Source organism: Paenibacillus filicis (genome assembly GCF_038070315.1).
In the GTDB taxonomy this organism is placed as follows: Bacteria; Bacillota; Bacilli; order Paenibacillales; family NBRC-103111; genus Paenibacillus_G; species Paenibacillus_G filicis.
Map to the genome: position 1 here is coordinate 1 of NZ_JBBPCC010000010.1, position 15,419 is coordinate 15,419.

11 protein-coding genes are annotated in these 15,419 nt (G+C 50.0%); 9 read left to right on the forward strand and 2 right to left on the reverse strand.

The features are described 5' to 3' along the window. The 3 genes from WMW72_RS16060 to WMW72_RS16070 form a co-directional block, all read left to right on the forward strand. Positions 1-194 (forward strand): hypothetical protein (locus WMW72_RS16060; RefSeq protein ID WP_341416530.1); only part of this gene is annotated, 194 nt, incomplete at its 5' end. 175 nt (positions 195-369) lie between these two features. Continuing rightward, positions 370-1,389 (forward strand): helix-turn-helix transcriptional regulator, encoded by a 1,020-nt coding sequence (locus tag WMW72_RS16065; RefSeq protein ID WP_341416531.1) that lies wholly within the window; start codon positions 370-372, stop codon positions 1,387-1,389. A 31-nt stretch (positions 1,390-1,420) separates the two neighbouring features. After that, a complete protein-coding gene (locus WMW72_RS16070; protein ID WP_341416532.1) occupies positions 1,421-2,215 on the forward strand; it encodes an SDR family NAD(P)-dependent oxidoreductase in 795 nt (264 codons plus the stop codon). A 53-nt stretch (positions 2,216-2,268) separates the two neighbouring features. Here WMW72_RS16070 and WMW72_RS16075 read toward each other — a convergent pair whose 3' ends face one another. Beyond that, a complete protein-coding gene (locus WMW72_RS16075; RefSeq protein WP_341416533.1) occupies positions 2,269-2,769 on the reverse strand; it encodes a hypothetical protein in 501 nt (166 codons plus the stop codon). A gap of 355 nt (positions 2,770-3,124) precedes the next feature. Between WMW72_RS16075 and WMW72_RS16080 the strand changes: the two genes are divergently transcribed. Beyond that, positions 3,125-3,319: a hypothetical protein gene (locus WMW72_RS16080; RefSeq protein WP_341416534.1), complete on the forward strand. Its 195-nt coding sequence runs from the start codon at positions 3,125-3,127 to the stop codon at positions 3,317-3,319. 124 nt (positions 3,320-3,443) lie between these two features. On the opposite strand, the gene WMW72_RS16085 is transcribed toward WMW72_RS16080, so the two are convergent. Next, positions 3,444-3,680, reverse strand: coding sequence for a hypothetical protein (locus tag WMW72_RS16085; RefSeq protein WP_341416535.1), 237 nt, complete (start codon positions 3,678-3,680; stop codon positions 3,444-3,446). Between WMW72_RS16085 and WMW72_RS16090 the strand changes: the two genes are divergently transcribed. The 5 genes from WMW72_RS16090 (at position 3,675) to WMW72_RS16110 (ending at position 15,174) form a co-directional block, all read left to right on the forward strand. Continuing rightward, positions 3,675-4,283 (forward strand): 1-phosphofructokinase family hexose kinase, encoded by a 609-nt coding sequence (locus WMW72_RS16090; protein ID WP_341416536.1) that lies wholly within the window; start codon positions 3,675-3,677, stop codon positions 4,281-4,283. The genes WMW72_RS16085 and WMW72_RS16090 overlap by 6 nt on opposite strands. An 18-nt stretch (positions 4,284-4,301) precedes the next feature. Continuing rightward, positions 4,302-5,471 (forward strand): Gfo/Idh/MocA family protein, encoded by a 1,170-nt coding sequence (locus WMW72_RS16095; protein ID WP_341416537.1) that lies wholly within the window; start codon positions 4,302-4,304, stop codon positions 5,469-5,471. A 609-nt stretch (positions 5,472-6,080) separates the two neighbouring features. Next, positions 6,081-9,218: a discoidin domain-containing protein gene (locus WMW72_RS16100; protein ID WP_341416538.1), complete on the forward strand. Its 3,138-nt coding sequence runs from the start codon at positions 6,081-6,083 to the stop codon at positions 9,216-9,218. A gap of 78 nt (positions 9,219-9,296) precedes the next feature. Further along, positions 9,297-13,904 (forward strand): discoidin domain-containing protein, encoded by a 4,608-nt coding sequence (locus WMW72_RS16105; protein WP_341416539.1) that lies wholly within the window; start codon positions 9,297-9,299, stop codon positions 13,902-13,904. 415 nt (positions 13,905-14,319) lie between these two features. Next, positions 14,320-15,174, forward strand: a complete 855-nt coding sequence (locus WMW72_RS16110; RefSeq protein ID WP_341416540.1) for an RHS repeat domain-containing protein — start codon at positions 14,320-14,322, stop codon at positions 15,172-15,174. Positions 15,175-15,419: the final 245 nt, after the last annotated feature.

Below are 15,419 nucleotides of genomic sequence, written 5' to 3' on the forward strand. Positions count from 1 at the left end.
GCACGGATATCTTTTTTGGTCCAAAATTTCTCGGTCATCTTGGTTTCCTCCGAATCGAGTTTTCTATGATGTCAGTATGCCCAACTTTTCTCGATTTCAAAGGTTCCACGTTCTATTTTACAGACCCGAAACAGCCCGACTTGGCTGTTTTTTTGTTAATAATATGGGCAAATTACGATAATCAACAGACTTAAGCGTATTTTGATATGAACTTAAGATTTGGCGTATTCGGCAAGTGAAATGTCGTCCTCTGCTAGTTACAGATGTGGCATTGAGGCAGTACTATAACAGTTGTCCCCTCAATAAGGCAGAACACCTGATAAACATCCAAACTAGTGGAACAATAAGCAGCTAAAGGAGGACCGTCTTATGAAGTCTCCTACCTCTGACCGGATTAAAATCCCGCCGGGATTTTGGACAGGACTACATCAATTAGGGATTGCCGCCCATGATGTCGCTCGCCAAGCAAAATTGCCGCTCACCATGATTACGGATCCCGTAGTCACAACCGCCCAATATTTCGCGATCTGGCAGGCTTATTCCGATCTCATGGGTGACACGGCCCAAGGAATCATCAAACTGGTGACCGTCTTTGAAACCGCGCAGTACCCGCCGTCCGTCTTAGCGACTTACCACGCTCGTGACTATCGCGACGCACTAAAGCGAATGGCTCGGTATAAACAAATGTGCCCCCCTGAAAGCTTGCGTATCATCGAGGAGGGAGAGCACTGTGCCATAGAACTGGAATGGCTGCATACCGAGCAACCCGGCCCCCCTATGCTGGTTGGTATTACGCTAGCCTGCCTTCTGGAGCTTGGTCGCCGTGGCACGGGTCAACCTTTGACGGCACAGTTCGTCGAATTTTCGCACTCCATGGGCGATGTACAGGCCCTTGAAGCGTACTTCGGCTGCCGCATCCTGACGGGTGCAACAACCAACAGGTTGACGCTGCATCGAACGGATCTGGATCGCTCCTTCATCTCGTACAACGAAGAACTGCTGGAGATCCTGACGCCCGCTCTAGACCAATCGCTCCATCAACAGCCGCACAGCCGCTCCATTACCGGGATGGTCAAATGGATCATCAAGCGCAGCCTCACAGGAGGGCGCCCCGATATTCAGACGGTTGCGAAGGAATTGGGGATGAGTGATCGGACCTTGCAACGGAGACTGACTGACGCAAACACGAGCTTCAAGCACCTGTTGACACAAGCTAGACATGAGCAGGCACGAGAGTACTTGACAGATCCCTCGTTTGATATTAAAGAAGTGGCTTTCTTGATTGGGTATGAAGACCAGAACTCGTTCTACCGTGCCTTCCGCTCTTGGGAGGGGGATACTCCTGCGAATTGGCGCACGGAACATCTCCATTCTACAGAGAGCAAATGATTACTAAGTAAGTTAAAAGGGGCCATAAATAATGGATATGGGATTAAATCATAAAACAGCTTTGGTTACAGGATCAACGAAGGGGATAGGTAAAGCCATTGCCATCGAACTTGCCAGAGAAGGCGTGAACGTACTCATTAATGGGAGAAATGATGAAGAGGTTGAACGAACGGTACGTGAAATAAAGTCAGATTTCCCGGCTACCTCTCCTCAGAATGCTGCAGCCGATATTGTGGACATTGGGCAAAGAGAGGCTTTATTCAAAAAATACCCCCATATTGATATTTTAGTCAACAATATGGGCGTTTATGAAATTATGCAATATGCGGACATTGACGATGCAGTATGGGAAACATACTTCCGTACCAATGTGCTTGCAGCAAACGGACTATCTAAATTTTATTTGCCTAACATGCTGAAAAATGATTATGGCCGCATTATCTTTATTGCGAGTGAAGAAGCCATGATGCCTTCGGGACAAATGCCTCAGTATGCTATGACCAAATCCATGCTATTATCATTGTCAAAAAGCTTATCGAAATTAACAGCAGGAACCGAAGTGACCGTCAATACGATCATGCCAGGCCCAACACTCTCCGAACATGTACACCAAATCATTGACGGGATCTACCCTGATGAAACTATGACGTTCTCCGAAAAAGAAAAAACATTTATGACTACAAACCTGCCTCAATCTGAAATACAGCGATTTATCAAGCCCATTGAAATCGGTAGACTAGCTGCATTCGTATGTAGTCCTTATGCATCCGCATTTAAAGGCTCTCCAATCCGTATGGATGGGGGAATGGTGCCGACTATTTTTTAATATGATGGGCCGGCTGGCTGTCGAGACTTTCTCGACAGCCTAAGGGCTGTCATTCAATCAAGCTCGTACTTTGCATAGGATAAATCCCAAAAATCATCCATAGCATTGCCTTCCGATTTATTGAAAATTTCCTTTCCAATGATCTGGAGAATAATATCTTCGCCCCACGTGTCCGCTGCTTGTATCCCCTTGGATGATAAATATTTAATTCCTTCTGCAGCCCCTTTAACCTCCGTTTTTAAACCGCCTTTTTTAAGAAGGCCGTAATGATAATCCCTATAAATCAAGGATTCTGATATCCAAAATGTTTTGACTTTGAACTTTTTTGATGCTTCAAGCGGAAAGCTCTGATCAAAAATAAATCGAGCATTTGTATCGAAAATAATCGTCCATGGGTTTACATATCCAACACCAAGAGCCGATTCCATCGTTACAGATGTGATTTCCTCAAAATGTAGTCCTTCTTCCGATCTGTACAAAACATCCAAGTAAGTATCCTTTTCAACGGTAGAAAGATCCGCCTTTATACATAGCAAACCAATATTCCACGCCATCTTAATCACCTCTTTAAAGAATTGAGTAGTTTTTATAGCAGATAAATATTTATATCGGTAAATGAAATCAATTTTTTTCAATTAATTACCTGATTTTACTGAAGTTTAATTAAATGCTGCATAGATCCGACGTGTTCCGCGGACCTATAAGCCCGAAAGGTGAACCTGCGAGCTACGAGAAGCAGGTCGGAGGGGATTGTAATGCTTGCTTGGTAGCACGATCATCAGGTGGATTAAAGTCCAGATGAGCACCAAAACAGAGGGGTATACTGAATTTTTTAATCAAAATTATGATTGAAATTTTCATAATTATGCGCTATATTGAAAGCACATATCCCATGAGAGGATGAAAACTATGGGACAATATGGCGTGTTGACACATCCAGAAATCTCGGCACAGACTGAAGCGCTTCGCAGTGCCTGGGAGCAGTTGGATGTGCAGAACAGCTGGATTGAGGAATATTTAAGCAATGATTCATACCATGAGGTCATCTTCATCGGTTCAGGCTCTTCTTATTATCAAGCTCAAAGGATGAACCGCGCAACTTGACACAGGTCGTCAAGATTGACTAACACGTTAAACCGATTTCTGAGCTGGAGGCGATCGTCTGCAACGTACGATTTCCTGCAGAACTGCAGGAGGTTTGCAAGCGCCGAAGGCTTTACGTTTCATATTAGTCGGTGACAACTTGAAAATGAGACGTTAACATAACTTTCGGGCGCTTGGCGAGCCGGTCATTGCGACCGGACTTATCTCCGGACTGAACGGACAAATGATCAGCAGCGGGCTGACGCAGGAAGGGATCCAACATCAATTCGTAACTGCTTCGTTGGGTGAGTCCCGCACCTGCCTGAATATTATAAATGAAGGCAGCGGCGAATAGCTGGAGGCGCTGGAAGCCGGTTTGCAAGTAAACGAATCCGATTGCCGCCGTATCATCGAGCAGATCCAGGAGCTTGCCGACACATCGTCGGTCATCATCATGTCCGGCAGCGTACCGGCCGGGGGCGGCGCAGACTTGTATCGCTGTATGATTGAAGCGATCAAGCCAAGCGGTGTCCCTGTTACTCTAGATACTAGCGGCGAAGCGCTAATGCTTGGTATCCAAGCCGGACCGTTCATGATCAAGCCGAACAAGGAAGAAATCGCCAAGCTCGCAGCGGACAGCGGCCTTGTGCCTGAAGCGGATAGTAGCATTGAGGAGCAGTTGGTAGCGACCATTCGTCACTTGGTCCAAAGCAAGAACATCCTCTGCGTAGCCGTATCGCTTGGCGAACAAGGCGCAATGGTCGGATTCGGTGACAAGATCTATACCGTCAGCGCGGCCAAAGTCGAAGCAGTAAACCCTGTAGGCAGCGGTGATTCATTCGTTGCAGGTTTTGCCGCAGCGCTGCATCGCGGCTACGATATTATCCGCTCATTACAGCTGGCCTCGGCTTGCGGTGCTTCGAAACACAACCACTCCCGGATAGACTTTAGCCTGAAGCCTCCCGGGTGCATTCTTAATCCTTAGTGAGAGGGGATCATACATTTGAGACTCGGCGTTATAGGATATGGCCATCGCATTAGCCATATGATCGGTGAAATCATTAAACAGGATCCGTCCTGCAATGTCGCTGCCATCGTTGACGTACGCAAGGATGTTATTGGGGAGGAACAGCTTCGGGACGGCAGAGACACCGTTCAATATTATACCGAGCCGGAGGAAATGCTGGAATCCGGCCAGATCGACGGAGTACTAATCGGCACCCGCTGCTCTCTCCATACCTCCATGGCGTTAAAGGTCATGAAGAGCGGACTTCCGCTATTTCTGGAGAAGCCCGTTGCGACTACCGCCAGGGATTTGTACAGATTAAAGGCTGGGTATGAACAGGCGAAGGCGGGTGTCATCGTCTCATTCCCCTTGCGGCTAACCAGCCTCGTAGAGCTTGTCAAAGATATTGTCGACTCTGGCAAGATTGGAACAGTTGAACATATTCAAGCGGTAAACAATGTCCCATACGGAAGCGTTTACTTTCAGAGTTGGTACCGTGATGAGAACGAGACCGGCGGTCTATTTTTGCAAAAAGCCACACATGATTTTGATTATATTAATGCCATTGTCAAACAACAGCCTAAAGTCGTATCCGCGATGATATCCAAACAAATCTTCAAGGGTAGCAAGACTGCTGGCCTTCGCTGTGTCGATTGCGGCGAAAATCGCACATGTCCCGAGAGCACTGCATTCCGAACCGATGGGATGAAGGAAGCATGGCCGTTCTGCTGCTTTGCTGAAGACACAGGCAACGAGGATTCCGGCAGCGCGCTGGTGAGGTATGAGTCAGGCATGCATCTCTCTTACTCGCAGAACTTCTTTGCACGCAGAGGAGCACAGGCACGCGGGGCACGGTTTCTGGGTTACAAGGGAACGGTTGAGTTCGACTTCTATACCGGCATCGTCAAAGTTTATATGCACCATACACCACGCATAGAAACCTATGAGCTATTTGCGGGTGACAATCATTTCGGAGGCGATGCGGCGCTCGCACGCAATTTCATTGAGATGATGCAGAGCGGCGCGCCTTCCCTCTCTACCCTTGATGACGGCCTCACGAGCGCATTTATGTGCCTAGCTGCAAAATATTCATCCGAAACTGGTGCCTTTCAGTCCCTGGAGTGGTCCAATAAGCTGGAAATGACGGAGTTGAACTACTGTCAATAGATTGGGCATATAGTATCGAAAATTACGCTGCACTTGCCTAGAAATAGACAAAGTGCAAACTGGCTTTCCAATTTTATATGATTAATGGTTAATTTGTTCCATCTGTTAGACGACAAGAACATACACGTTTAAAAGCCGCATACTTGCGGCTTTTTGTATTGGATTTAATGCCTAGATCCACTCATAACTCCAGTCTGCATCCGTATTTACATCAGACAGTTATCTGAAATGAATTATTACTAAAATCAAGCGAGACGGACTTTCTGAAAACGAAGTTCATAAAATCCCTTTCTTGTATGAAAGATGGTAAATATTTTTCAGGTAAAGTAAATCTTGTTTCTTTTTTTTGTGTGAAGGATGATTTACGATCAATTAAGAAGCTTTTTCCTATGATTGCATGCGTTATCATAATATTCCTTTAGTCGGATGAATCGTGGAATTCACGTTGCTCGAGGATGATCTGTGACTTGCGCAAACTTTCATTTGAAAAGGCTTACATTTCTTGAAGAGGTGATTGGCAGATACGTATAGGCTAAGCAAGGCATAGAAGACGGACCAGCTTCAAGTTTTCTGACGCCAGACTTTGTTCATCTTAAAGGAGGTAATGTAATGTTCAAAAAAATGATGTCATCCGTATCGGCCTTGGCGATTGCAACCACTCTCCTCTCATTTTATCCTGCAGAATCCAAAGCAGCACCAATCGGAGATGCCAACACCACGATCCTGGGACCGAATGTGTATGTATTCGATCCTTCGATGTCGTCCGCCGATATTACGAGCACGGCCGCTTCCATCTTCAGCACCCAAGAATCGAGTCAATTCGGAACTAACCGGTATGCGCTACTATTCAAGCCCGGTACTTACAATAATGTGGACGTGAAGGTAGGATTTTACACGCAAGTGTCCGGTCTGGGGCAAAATCCCGAAGATGTCAAAATCAATGGCGGCGTGAACACGGACGCCAAGTGGTGGAATGGCAATGCTACGCTTAATTTCTGGCGTTCCCTCGAAAACTTTAGCGTGAAGCCTGCAAACGGCACGATGCAATGGGCAGTAGCGCAAGCAACGACGTTAAGACGTATGCATATCCAGGGCAATGTGAATTTATTCGACTTCGACAAGAACTGGAATGCAGGCTGGGCCAGCGGCGGATACAACGCCGATACGATCGTGGACAATAAAATCGTTCCGGCCTCTCAACAGCAATGGTTCTCCCGGAACAGCCAGTATGCTTCGTGGTCTAATGGCGTGTGGAACATGGTATTCGTAGGGGACAGCCAGCCGCCGACCGGTAATTTCCCGAATCCGCCTTATACCGTCGTCGACCGTACGCCTGTCGTTCGGGAGAAGCCTTATCTGTATATCGATAACGCGGGCCAATATCAGGTTTTTGTGCCTTCTTTGCAGACAAATACCAAGGGTGTTACATGGGCAAACGGTTCGACTACGCCTGGAGAGTCCATCTCGATCGATCAATTCTATATCGCACGTCCGGAAACGGCTACGGCGGCAGCGATTAATAATGCCTTAAACCAGGGCAAGAACCTGCTGTTTACGCCGGGCATCTACCACTTGAACGATACGATTCGGGTAACGCGTGCCAATACCGTTGTACTGGGTCTTGGTTTCGCTACATTAATTCCCGATACGGGGAAAGCGATCATTTCCGTAGCCGACGTAGACGGAGTCAAAGTAGCCGGCTTGCTGATGGACGCGGGCGCGGTGCATTCTCCCGTACTTATGGAAGTGGGAACCCCGGGCAGCACGGTGAATCATTCGGCAAATCCAACTTCCCTCCAAGATCTGGTGTTCCGCATCGGCGGCGCCGTTGTCGGAAGCGCAGAAGTAGGTCTGCAGATCAACAGCAATAACGTCATCGGCGATCATTTCTGGATCTGGCGGGCCGATCACGGTGCCGGAGCGAGCTGGAACACCAATGTGAGCAAGAACGGACTGGTCGTTAACGGCAACGACGTTACGATCTATGGTTTATTTAATGAGCATCATGAAGAATACCAAACGCTGTGGAATGGTAACGGCGGTCGTGTTTACTTCTACCAATCTGAGATTCCTTATGATGTGCCCAATCAAGCGGACTGGATGAGCAGCAACGGAACGATTAACGGGTATGCCTCCTACAAGGTTGCGGATTCCGTAAATACACACGAAGCTTGGGGACTTGGCGTATACTCCTTCTTCCGAGATGCGGCCATCAAGCTGAACAGTGCTGTTGAGGTTCCGAATAAGCCGGGAATTAAAATTCATCACGCGACTTCTATCTGGCTGGCCGGTCAAGCGGGCAGCGAAATTACACATGTCGTCAACAATGTCGGCAACCGGGTGTATGCCAACTCGCCTAGCGACGCTATGCGGCAAACGGTGAGCGAATTCGTAGGTGGAGCCATCGATACCCAGCCTCCGACCGCACCGACGAATCTGAAGGCAACTGCCGCATCGGATAGCCAGATCAATCTGACCTGGACCGCTTCGACGGACGATTCATTTGTCAGCGGATACGATATTTATCGCAATGGGGCGAAAATCGCCTCCAGCGTGTCCATTTCTTATGCCGATGCAGGCCTTGCCTCATCGACGATCTATACCTACTACGTGATAGCGCGGGACGGGGTGGGCAATGTCTCGGCACCGAGCAATACGGCTACGGAAACAACGAAGAGGACCCTCCTGGGCCGTGCGGGCTGGACGGTGGTTGCGACGCCTCCGGGAGCCGATCCGGCTGCCAATATGCTGGACGGCAGCCTATCTACCCGTTGGAGCACGAACAAAGCGATGGCTCCCGGCCAGAATTTTATCGTTGACATGAAGTCTGCCCAAGCCTTCAAAGGCGTTCAGATTGAAACGAGCAGTAATAACGATTATGCCCGCGGTTATGAAGTGTACGTATCTAACGATGGAACGACTTGGGGCAGCGCCGTAGCAAGCGGTACGGGATCAACCAAGATTATTGTGGAATTTGCTCCACAAACGGCCCGTTATATCAAGGTTGTGCAAACTGGTAGCGCTTCCAATTGGTGGTCTGTCTCCGAATTCAATGTGTACGCCGAAGACAAGGATACACAGGCGCCAACCGCTCCAACGAATGTAACGGCAACAGCTGTATCCGCCAATCAAATTAATCTGAGCTGGAACGCCTCTACAGACAATGTGGGTGTAACCGGATATGAGATTTACCGCAACGGTGCGAAGGCAGCTACCGTCACGACGGCAACTTACAGCGACATAGGCTTGTCGCCTTCGACAGCCTACGTCTATACGGTCAAAGCTTTGGATGCCGCCGGAAACGCTTCGGCAGCCAGCAATCCAGCCAGCGCGACGACACTGAATAACGGAGTGCCGACTGCGCTGGACCGGACAGGATGGTCCGTTGTTACCTCGCCTGTCACCGGTACGCCTGCGAATATACTGGATGGCAATTTGTCGACGCGCTGGACTTCGGGCAAGGCGATGGAGCCCGGACAATATATTGTAGTCGATATGAAGGGGATCAAGCAGTTCAATCGCGTTGTCATGAACTCGACAGGCAGCAACAATGACTACGCCCGCGGATTCGAGGTTTATGTATCGAATGACGGGACGACTTGGGGCAGCCCTCTGGCTAGCGGCACCGGCCTCGGTCCTGTCATCACGGTCGACTTGGCCCCGGCGAACGCTCGGTATATCAAAATCGTACAAACGGGAAGCTCCTCCAACTGGTGGTCTGTCCGGGAATTCAATGTGTATAACTAAACAACGTTGATGCAGGTTGGCGAATGGGGCGGGATCCCGTTCGCCAGCCTGAATATAAATTCGAGCGGGAGGTTATTCATGAATAGTTATACGGGCAGAGCCTGGTCCATACGCAGGTATGCAGCTATGCTGACTGTTCTATGCTTGGTGCTGAGCCTACTATCTACCATCATCACCGTTCCGGCGGCTAAGGCAGATGGCGACTATTTGCTTTCCGGGAACAGGCAGGTTTTTGCTTCCTCGATCAAAGGCAGCGCCGGACCGGAGAATGTAGTGGACGGAGACTTGACCACCCGCTGGGAAAGCGAGTGGGGCAAGGACCCTCAATGGATCTATATCGATCTGGGGGCAACTGCCTCGATCTCGCGCGTATTGCTCAAATGGGAGGGCGTTTATTCCAAGTCATTCCGGATTGAGGTTTCGGATAACGAATACACATGGACGCCCATTTACACCAATACCAATTTTGCGGGTGGCACGACCGATGCTCAGGTGACCGCTAGCGGCCGTTACGTGCGTATGTTCTCCGTCAACCGTGCGAAGCTCGGGTATGGCGTTTCTTTATACGAATTCGAGGTATATGGAACGGGGGGCTATAACCAGCCGCCTAAGCCGGCCGTCCCGAATGTAGCTTTGAACAAACCGGCCGTGGCCTCTACGGAAGATAGCAGTAATCCTAATCTGAAGCCCAAGGATTACTTGGCTACCAACGTCACCGACGGCAGCCTCTCGACACGTTGGTCTTCTCTGGTATCGGATCCGCAATGGGTGTATGTGGATCTGGGACAAACGACGCAGATCGGCAAAGTTCTGCTGCGGTGGGAGAAGGCTTTTGCCAGAGCTTATGACATCCAGGTATCCAACGATGCGCAGACCTGGACGACGGTTTACCGGGAATTACACGGTTCGGGCGGTAAGGATGAGATTTCCTTATACTCATCAGGCCGGTACGTCAGGATGAACGGCTTAGGTCGAGGTACGCAATACGGGTACTCGTTGTATGAATTCGAGGTTTATCCATACCGGGTGGGTGATCCTCAGCCCAGCTACACGATTCCCCCGGTTCCTGCGCCCTCCAAGGTTGACGTAGGGAAGGGAAGCTACGAGATTAACGACATTACGCAATTGGAGGCGGTGTATCCGAAAAACAAAACCGCCAATCTGAAATCTCCGATCCCCTCCAACGACTGGTGGCAGAACTTGCTGATCGCTCCGCTGGGCAACGGCACAGGCATCATCACCTTACCGCTGAAATCCCGCTATACGAAGGGCGGACTGGGCATCCTCAATCCCGGTGCTGGATTTGCCAATGGCAATGCAGGGGCTGTGAATGCTGACGGGGTATCCGATCTGTTCTTATCGGCTAGCAACCTGATGGAAACGAACTCCATCGAGGCGAAGGTCGACGGGTATGGGGATTATTCGGTCGACGTGATTCTAAGCGACGATAACACGCCCAAGCTGAAAACAACCTTCGTCAAAGGTTCTCCTTACTTGTACAACATCTTTGCCGACCCGAATTCGGCGGTTATTTATTCGACGGTGACGAGCAAGATTTTCGACGACAATAACAACGCCATCCTGACGGCGGACGGGGACACGGTGATCGGCGACCATATCGGGATCGAAGTCACCAACGTCGACAATGCGGTGACGCCTCGTACCTTTATTCGCTCGTATGGCATTTTCGCTCCGCCGGGAACGGAATTCAGCAAAGCGGGCAGCAAGATCAAGATGAAGCTGGGCGGCGGGGAGCATTATTTGTCCATTGCGGCCATGCCTTCGAATACAGATTTGAGCTACTATTACCAGCATGGGTACGCCTTCGTAAAGGATACGCAAGTTCAGTATAGCTATAATGTGCCTACGGCCACGGTGACCACGAACTTTAATTCGGTGACGGAGCTGAAGCGAGCCGGATTTTCGAGCGATACGCTGATGGCTATGCTGCCCCATCAATGGAAGATATCAAGCACTCCCGTGACGACGCGTACCTACCCGTCGATTCGGGGTTTGATGAAGGTGCACGAAGGCAATAGCTTTACGACCTCAGATAAGTTCAGCGGCCTTCTTCCGCAGTTCGCAGAGCCGAACGATCCCTCATATTCCCGGGCTGAGCTTGAACAATACCTGACTTATCTGGATACGAGTCTGGCCAATACAGGCGGCTTAATGAATCAGGACCCGTACTGGCAGGGGAAAGTGCTGCATCCAGCCGCACTGGGAGCGCTGGTTAGCGATCAGATCGGGGATTACGCCCGCCGGGACAACTACCTCGACAAGCTGCGCAAAGTGCTCGTCAACTGGTATACCTATTCATCCGATGATGCTTTGCACACGTTCTACTTCCACTATAACCCGGACTGGGGGGTCATCTACCCATGGGCGGCAGGATGGGGCATTAATACAGGGATTACCGACCATCATTATACGTACGGGTATTTTGTATACGCGTCGGCGGTGCTTGCTTCCTTTGACCCGGATTTCAAGAGAGATTACGGCGGCATGGTCGAGCAACTGCTTCGCGATTACGCGAATCCGTCCAAAACCGATACGATGTACCCTTGGCTGCGCAGCTTTGATCCGTACGAGGGCCACTCCTGGGCCGGAGGCTATGCGGATAACAACAGCGGCAACAACCAAGAAGCGGCTGGAGAAGCGTTGGACGGCTGGGCAGGCGTCTATCTGTGGGGGATCGTCACTGGCAACGATAGCTATCGTGATGTGGCGGCATGGGGCTTCACTACCGAACTCAAAGCCATCGAGCAATACTGGTTCAACCAAGATCGCGATAACTGGATTCCGGAATATAACCACGGCGTAGCCGGCCAGGTATGGGGCAGCTCTTATCTTTACGGCACGTACTTCTCAGGCAAGGCGACGAATATCTATGGCATTCACTGGCTGCCTGTGGCCGAATGGATGAGCTACTATGGTAAAGACCGACAGAAAGCAGGGAATCTGTATGCCGAATTCTACAGGGAAAATGGTGGTCCTGCGGACGGCTGGCAGCATATCATATGGCCGTATCAGTCGTTAAGCGACCCTCAAGCGGTCATCGCGAACTGGGACCCGAGCGTCATGCAGAAAAATGAAATTTTCAATTCGTACTGGTTCATCCTCAATACCGCCAGCTACGGCAACCGAACAACTGAAGTTTGGGCGGATAATTGGTCTTCCGTTGGCATGTATAAGAAAGGAAATCAATACACAGCGCATATCTGGAATCCGACCTCTGCGCCGGTCACGGTGCAGTTCCGCAATGCTGCAGGAGTGACGGGATCGGTCACCGTAGGACCGAATTCGCTCGTGAAGGCAGACCCGATGCTGCAGGTAGGCGGAGACGCTCAAGCACCTACGGCACCGTCAAATCTGACGGTAGTCACGGCTGCCAGCGATCAAGTCAGCCTGAACTGGAGCGCTTCGACGGATAATCTGGCGGTAACCGGATACGATATTTACCGCAACGGTACGAAGGTAGGCGCTTCGCTCTCGACTTCATTTCATGACAAGGGACTGAGTCCTAACACGTCTTACACCTACACGGTCAAGGCGAGGGATGTGGCTGGCAATGCTTCGGCAGCTAGCAACCCGGCGAGCGTTACAACCAGAGGAGAGCAAGTAGCATTGCCGCGCTCGGGCTGGACGTTGACGACATCGCCTGCGAGCGGAGGTTCAGCCAATATGCTGGACGGCAATTTATCCACCCGTTGGACTTCAGGCAAGCCTATGGCACCTGGGCAATATATCGTGGCGGACATGAAGCAGCAGCAGAGATTCAACCGCATCGTGCTGGAGTCCGGCGTCAGCGATTATGCAAGGGGGTATGACTTGTATGTGTCCAACGACGGTGTGAATTGGGGAGCTCCGATTGCCACGGGAACAGGCGCACCAAAAACAACCATAGATGTTGCCGAACAAACGGCGCAGTACATCAAGCTGGTTCAGACCGGAACGGCGACCAACTGGTGGTCCGTGCATGAATTAAACGTATGGGTGGAAAGCCAGGGACCGCATGTGCCTACGGGGCCGGCGACGCCGGCGAATCTTGCGGCTTCCGCCGTGTCGTCCAGCCGGATTGATCTCAGCTGGAACGCTTCGACCGACCCGGCAAGCGTAACCGGTTATGACATTTACCGGGATGGCTCGAAGCTGACTACGGTGACGTCGGTTACGTACAGCGACACGGGACTTACGCCTTCGACGATGTACACCTATACGGTCAAAGCCTTTAATGCGTCGGGCCAAGTGTCGGCGGCCAGCAACACGGCCAGCGCGACGACAAAGCCAGTCAAAATCCCGGCCGCTCTGAACCGGACCGGCTGGACCGTTGCCACGGTGCCTGTGAACGGCGCGCCTGCGGGCATGCTGGATGGCGATAGCTCCACCCGCTGGACTTCGGGCAAGGCGATGGCACCCGGCCAGTACATCATCGTCGACATGAAGGCGGAGCAGAGCTTCAGCCGCATCGCGCTGCAGACGAATGGCAATGATTATGCCCGGGGCTATGACGTGTACGTATCCAATGACGGCACGAATTGGGGAGCCCCCATTGCCAGCGGTGCAGGCACTTCGGCTCAAATTACCGTAGATTTCACGGAGCAGACTGCGCGCTACATCCGAGTGGTGCAAACCGGGAGCGCGACCAACTGGTGGTCCATTCATGAGCTTCATGTATATGGTTGACAAGTAGATGGTTGACTTAGGCTAGAATTGTCCCCCAAGCTGGACACTTTGAAAAAAGTGACTTTCTTGGGGGATTTGTCTATCTATTTTCTATGACAGTTACAACGCTTCTTACGTTAAAAGAAAATAGCACTTATAGAAGACATGGAAGAGCTGCCCTTAACACAATCCTAACAATTTCCTAACATATACCAAATATTCCTTTGTTATCATGTCGAAATGACAAGAAATTAATGGGAATTATTCATTAAAGAGGAATTAAAGGTAATTTGTATTTGTTCAATTATGTAGCTGAGTAGTTAAAGGAAAGCTGATTTTAAGGAGGTGAGGTTGTATAAAGCTGAAGCTATTCCATATCCTTCAATACACAGATAGTGCGGTAAGAATCTAGATTAAAAGAAAGGTGAAATGATTCATGGCTAGAATGAAATCAAAGTTTTTAATACAACTGCTTGTTATTTTATGTTGCTTTGCGCCGTCTCAAGTGTACGCTTCATCGTACACTTACGATGAACTGGATCGCTTAACATCGGCAACCTTGGATTCTGGAGAAACGATCTTGTACACTTATGATCCTGCAGGCAATATTCTCTCTGTACGAAGCAACAGTCAACCTGCACAATTAGCAACGTTTACGGGACGTATTCAACCACCTTCGCCTGGGCTAAGCACAGAGCTGATCAATGGCGACTTTGAAATGCCTGTTAAGGAGAGGGCAATTGCACCGGGCTGGGAGGAGGACAGCTCAGGATCAGGGGAAGCAGCTTATATGGTGGTAAAGCTTCCTTCCAGTAAAGGGTCAACCGTGGTTCAAGAAAGCATATCGTCAAGTGTAACCCGCAGCGTGTATGTTGATGGTAACGTATCATCAATAGTTACGGACAGTGTCTACGGAAACAAGCCATATACAACTCAAGCACAGCAAGTATCCGTGCATGGGAATGCTGGGGCGGTCGCTAGCGTCAAGCAGGAGATTTATGTTACGGCAGGTGTCCGTTATGAGCTAACTGCTGCTGTTCTTCCTGTTCAGCTAAATGAGGCTAGCGTTCAATTGGCCGTATCCTTCTATGATAATTCAGACGGACTCGTCGATGTCCTGACAGTGCCAGTGCATGAACAGACGAGCAACTGGCAAGAGGTACAGGCAGGAATTCAAGTGCCGGATGGTGCTGTAAAAGCAAAAGTGGCGCTTCAACTTCATGTTATTGGCTTCGACGGAACCGGCCATGCTATTTTCGACGATATTGTCTTAAAATCATTCCCTTATTAAATTCTCCCACGGAGGGTAACATCCTTGAAGCGACTGCTGTTTATTTTCATTATTGCTTTGTTCGCGTTCGCAGGTTTTCAAACTCTACATGCTTCGCAGGTTAGAGCGGCAGACACGATTACTTATTATTTATCGCCGGGAGCTTCGGCGGAAATCACGGCACTGCCCAGCAATCGTGGTATCGTAGCTTCAGTTAAAGTTAGCGGCGGGCCTCACGAGTATGCCAAGTATTTGGCCGAAGGAGG

What these genes read in the sequence shown, in the direction of transcription:
- WMW72_RS16080 (WP_341416534.1), top strand. Translation starts at nt 3,125, where the DNA reads ATGGGACAATATGGCGTGTTGACACATCCAGAAATCTCGGCACAGACT.
- WMW72_RS16075 (WP_341416533.1), bottom strand. Translation starts at nt 2,769, where the DNA reads ATGGCGTGGAATATTGGTTTGCTATGTATAAAGGCGGATCTTTCTACC.
- WMW72_RS16070 (WP_341416532.1), top strand. Translation starts at nt 1,421, where the DNA reads ATGGATATGGGATTAAATCATAAAACAGCTTTGGTTACAGGATCAACG.
- WMW72_RS16100 (WP_341416538.1), top strand. Translation starts at nt 6,081, where the DNA reads ATGTTCAAAAAAATGATGTCATCCGTATCGGCCTTGGCGATTGCAACC.
- WMW72_RS16110 (WP_341416540.1), top strand. Translation starts at nt 14,320, where the DNA reads ATGGCTAGAATGAAATCAAAGTTTTTAATACAACTGCTTGTTATTTTA.
- WMW72_RS16065 (WP_341416531.1), top strand. Translation starts at nt 370, where the DNA reads ATGAAGTCTCCTACCTCTGACCGGATTAAAATCCCGCCGGGATTTTGG.
- WMW72_RS16105 (WP_341416539.1), top strand. Translation starts at nt 9,297, where the DNA reads ATGAATAGTTATACGGGCAGAGCCTGGTCCATACGCAGGTATGCAGCT.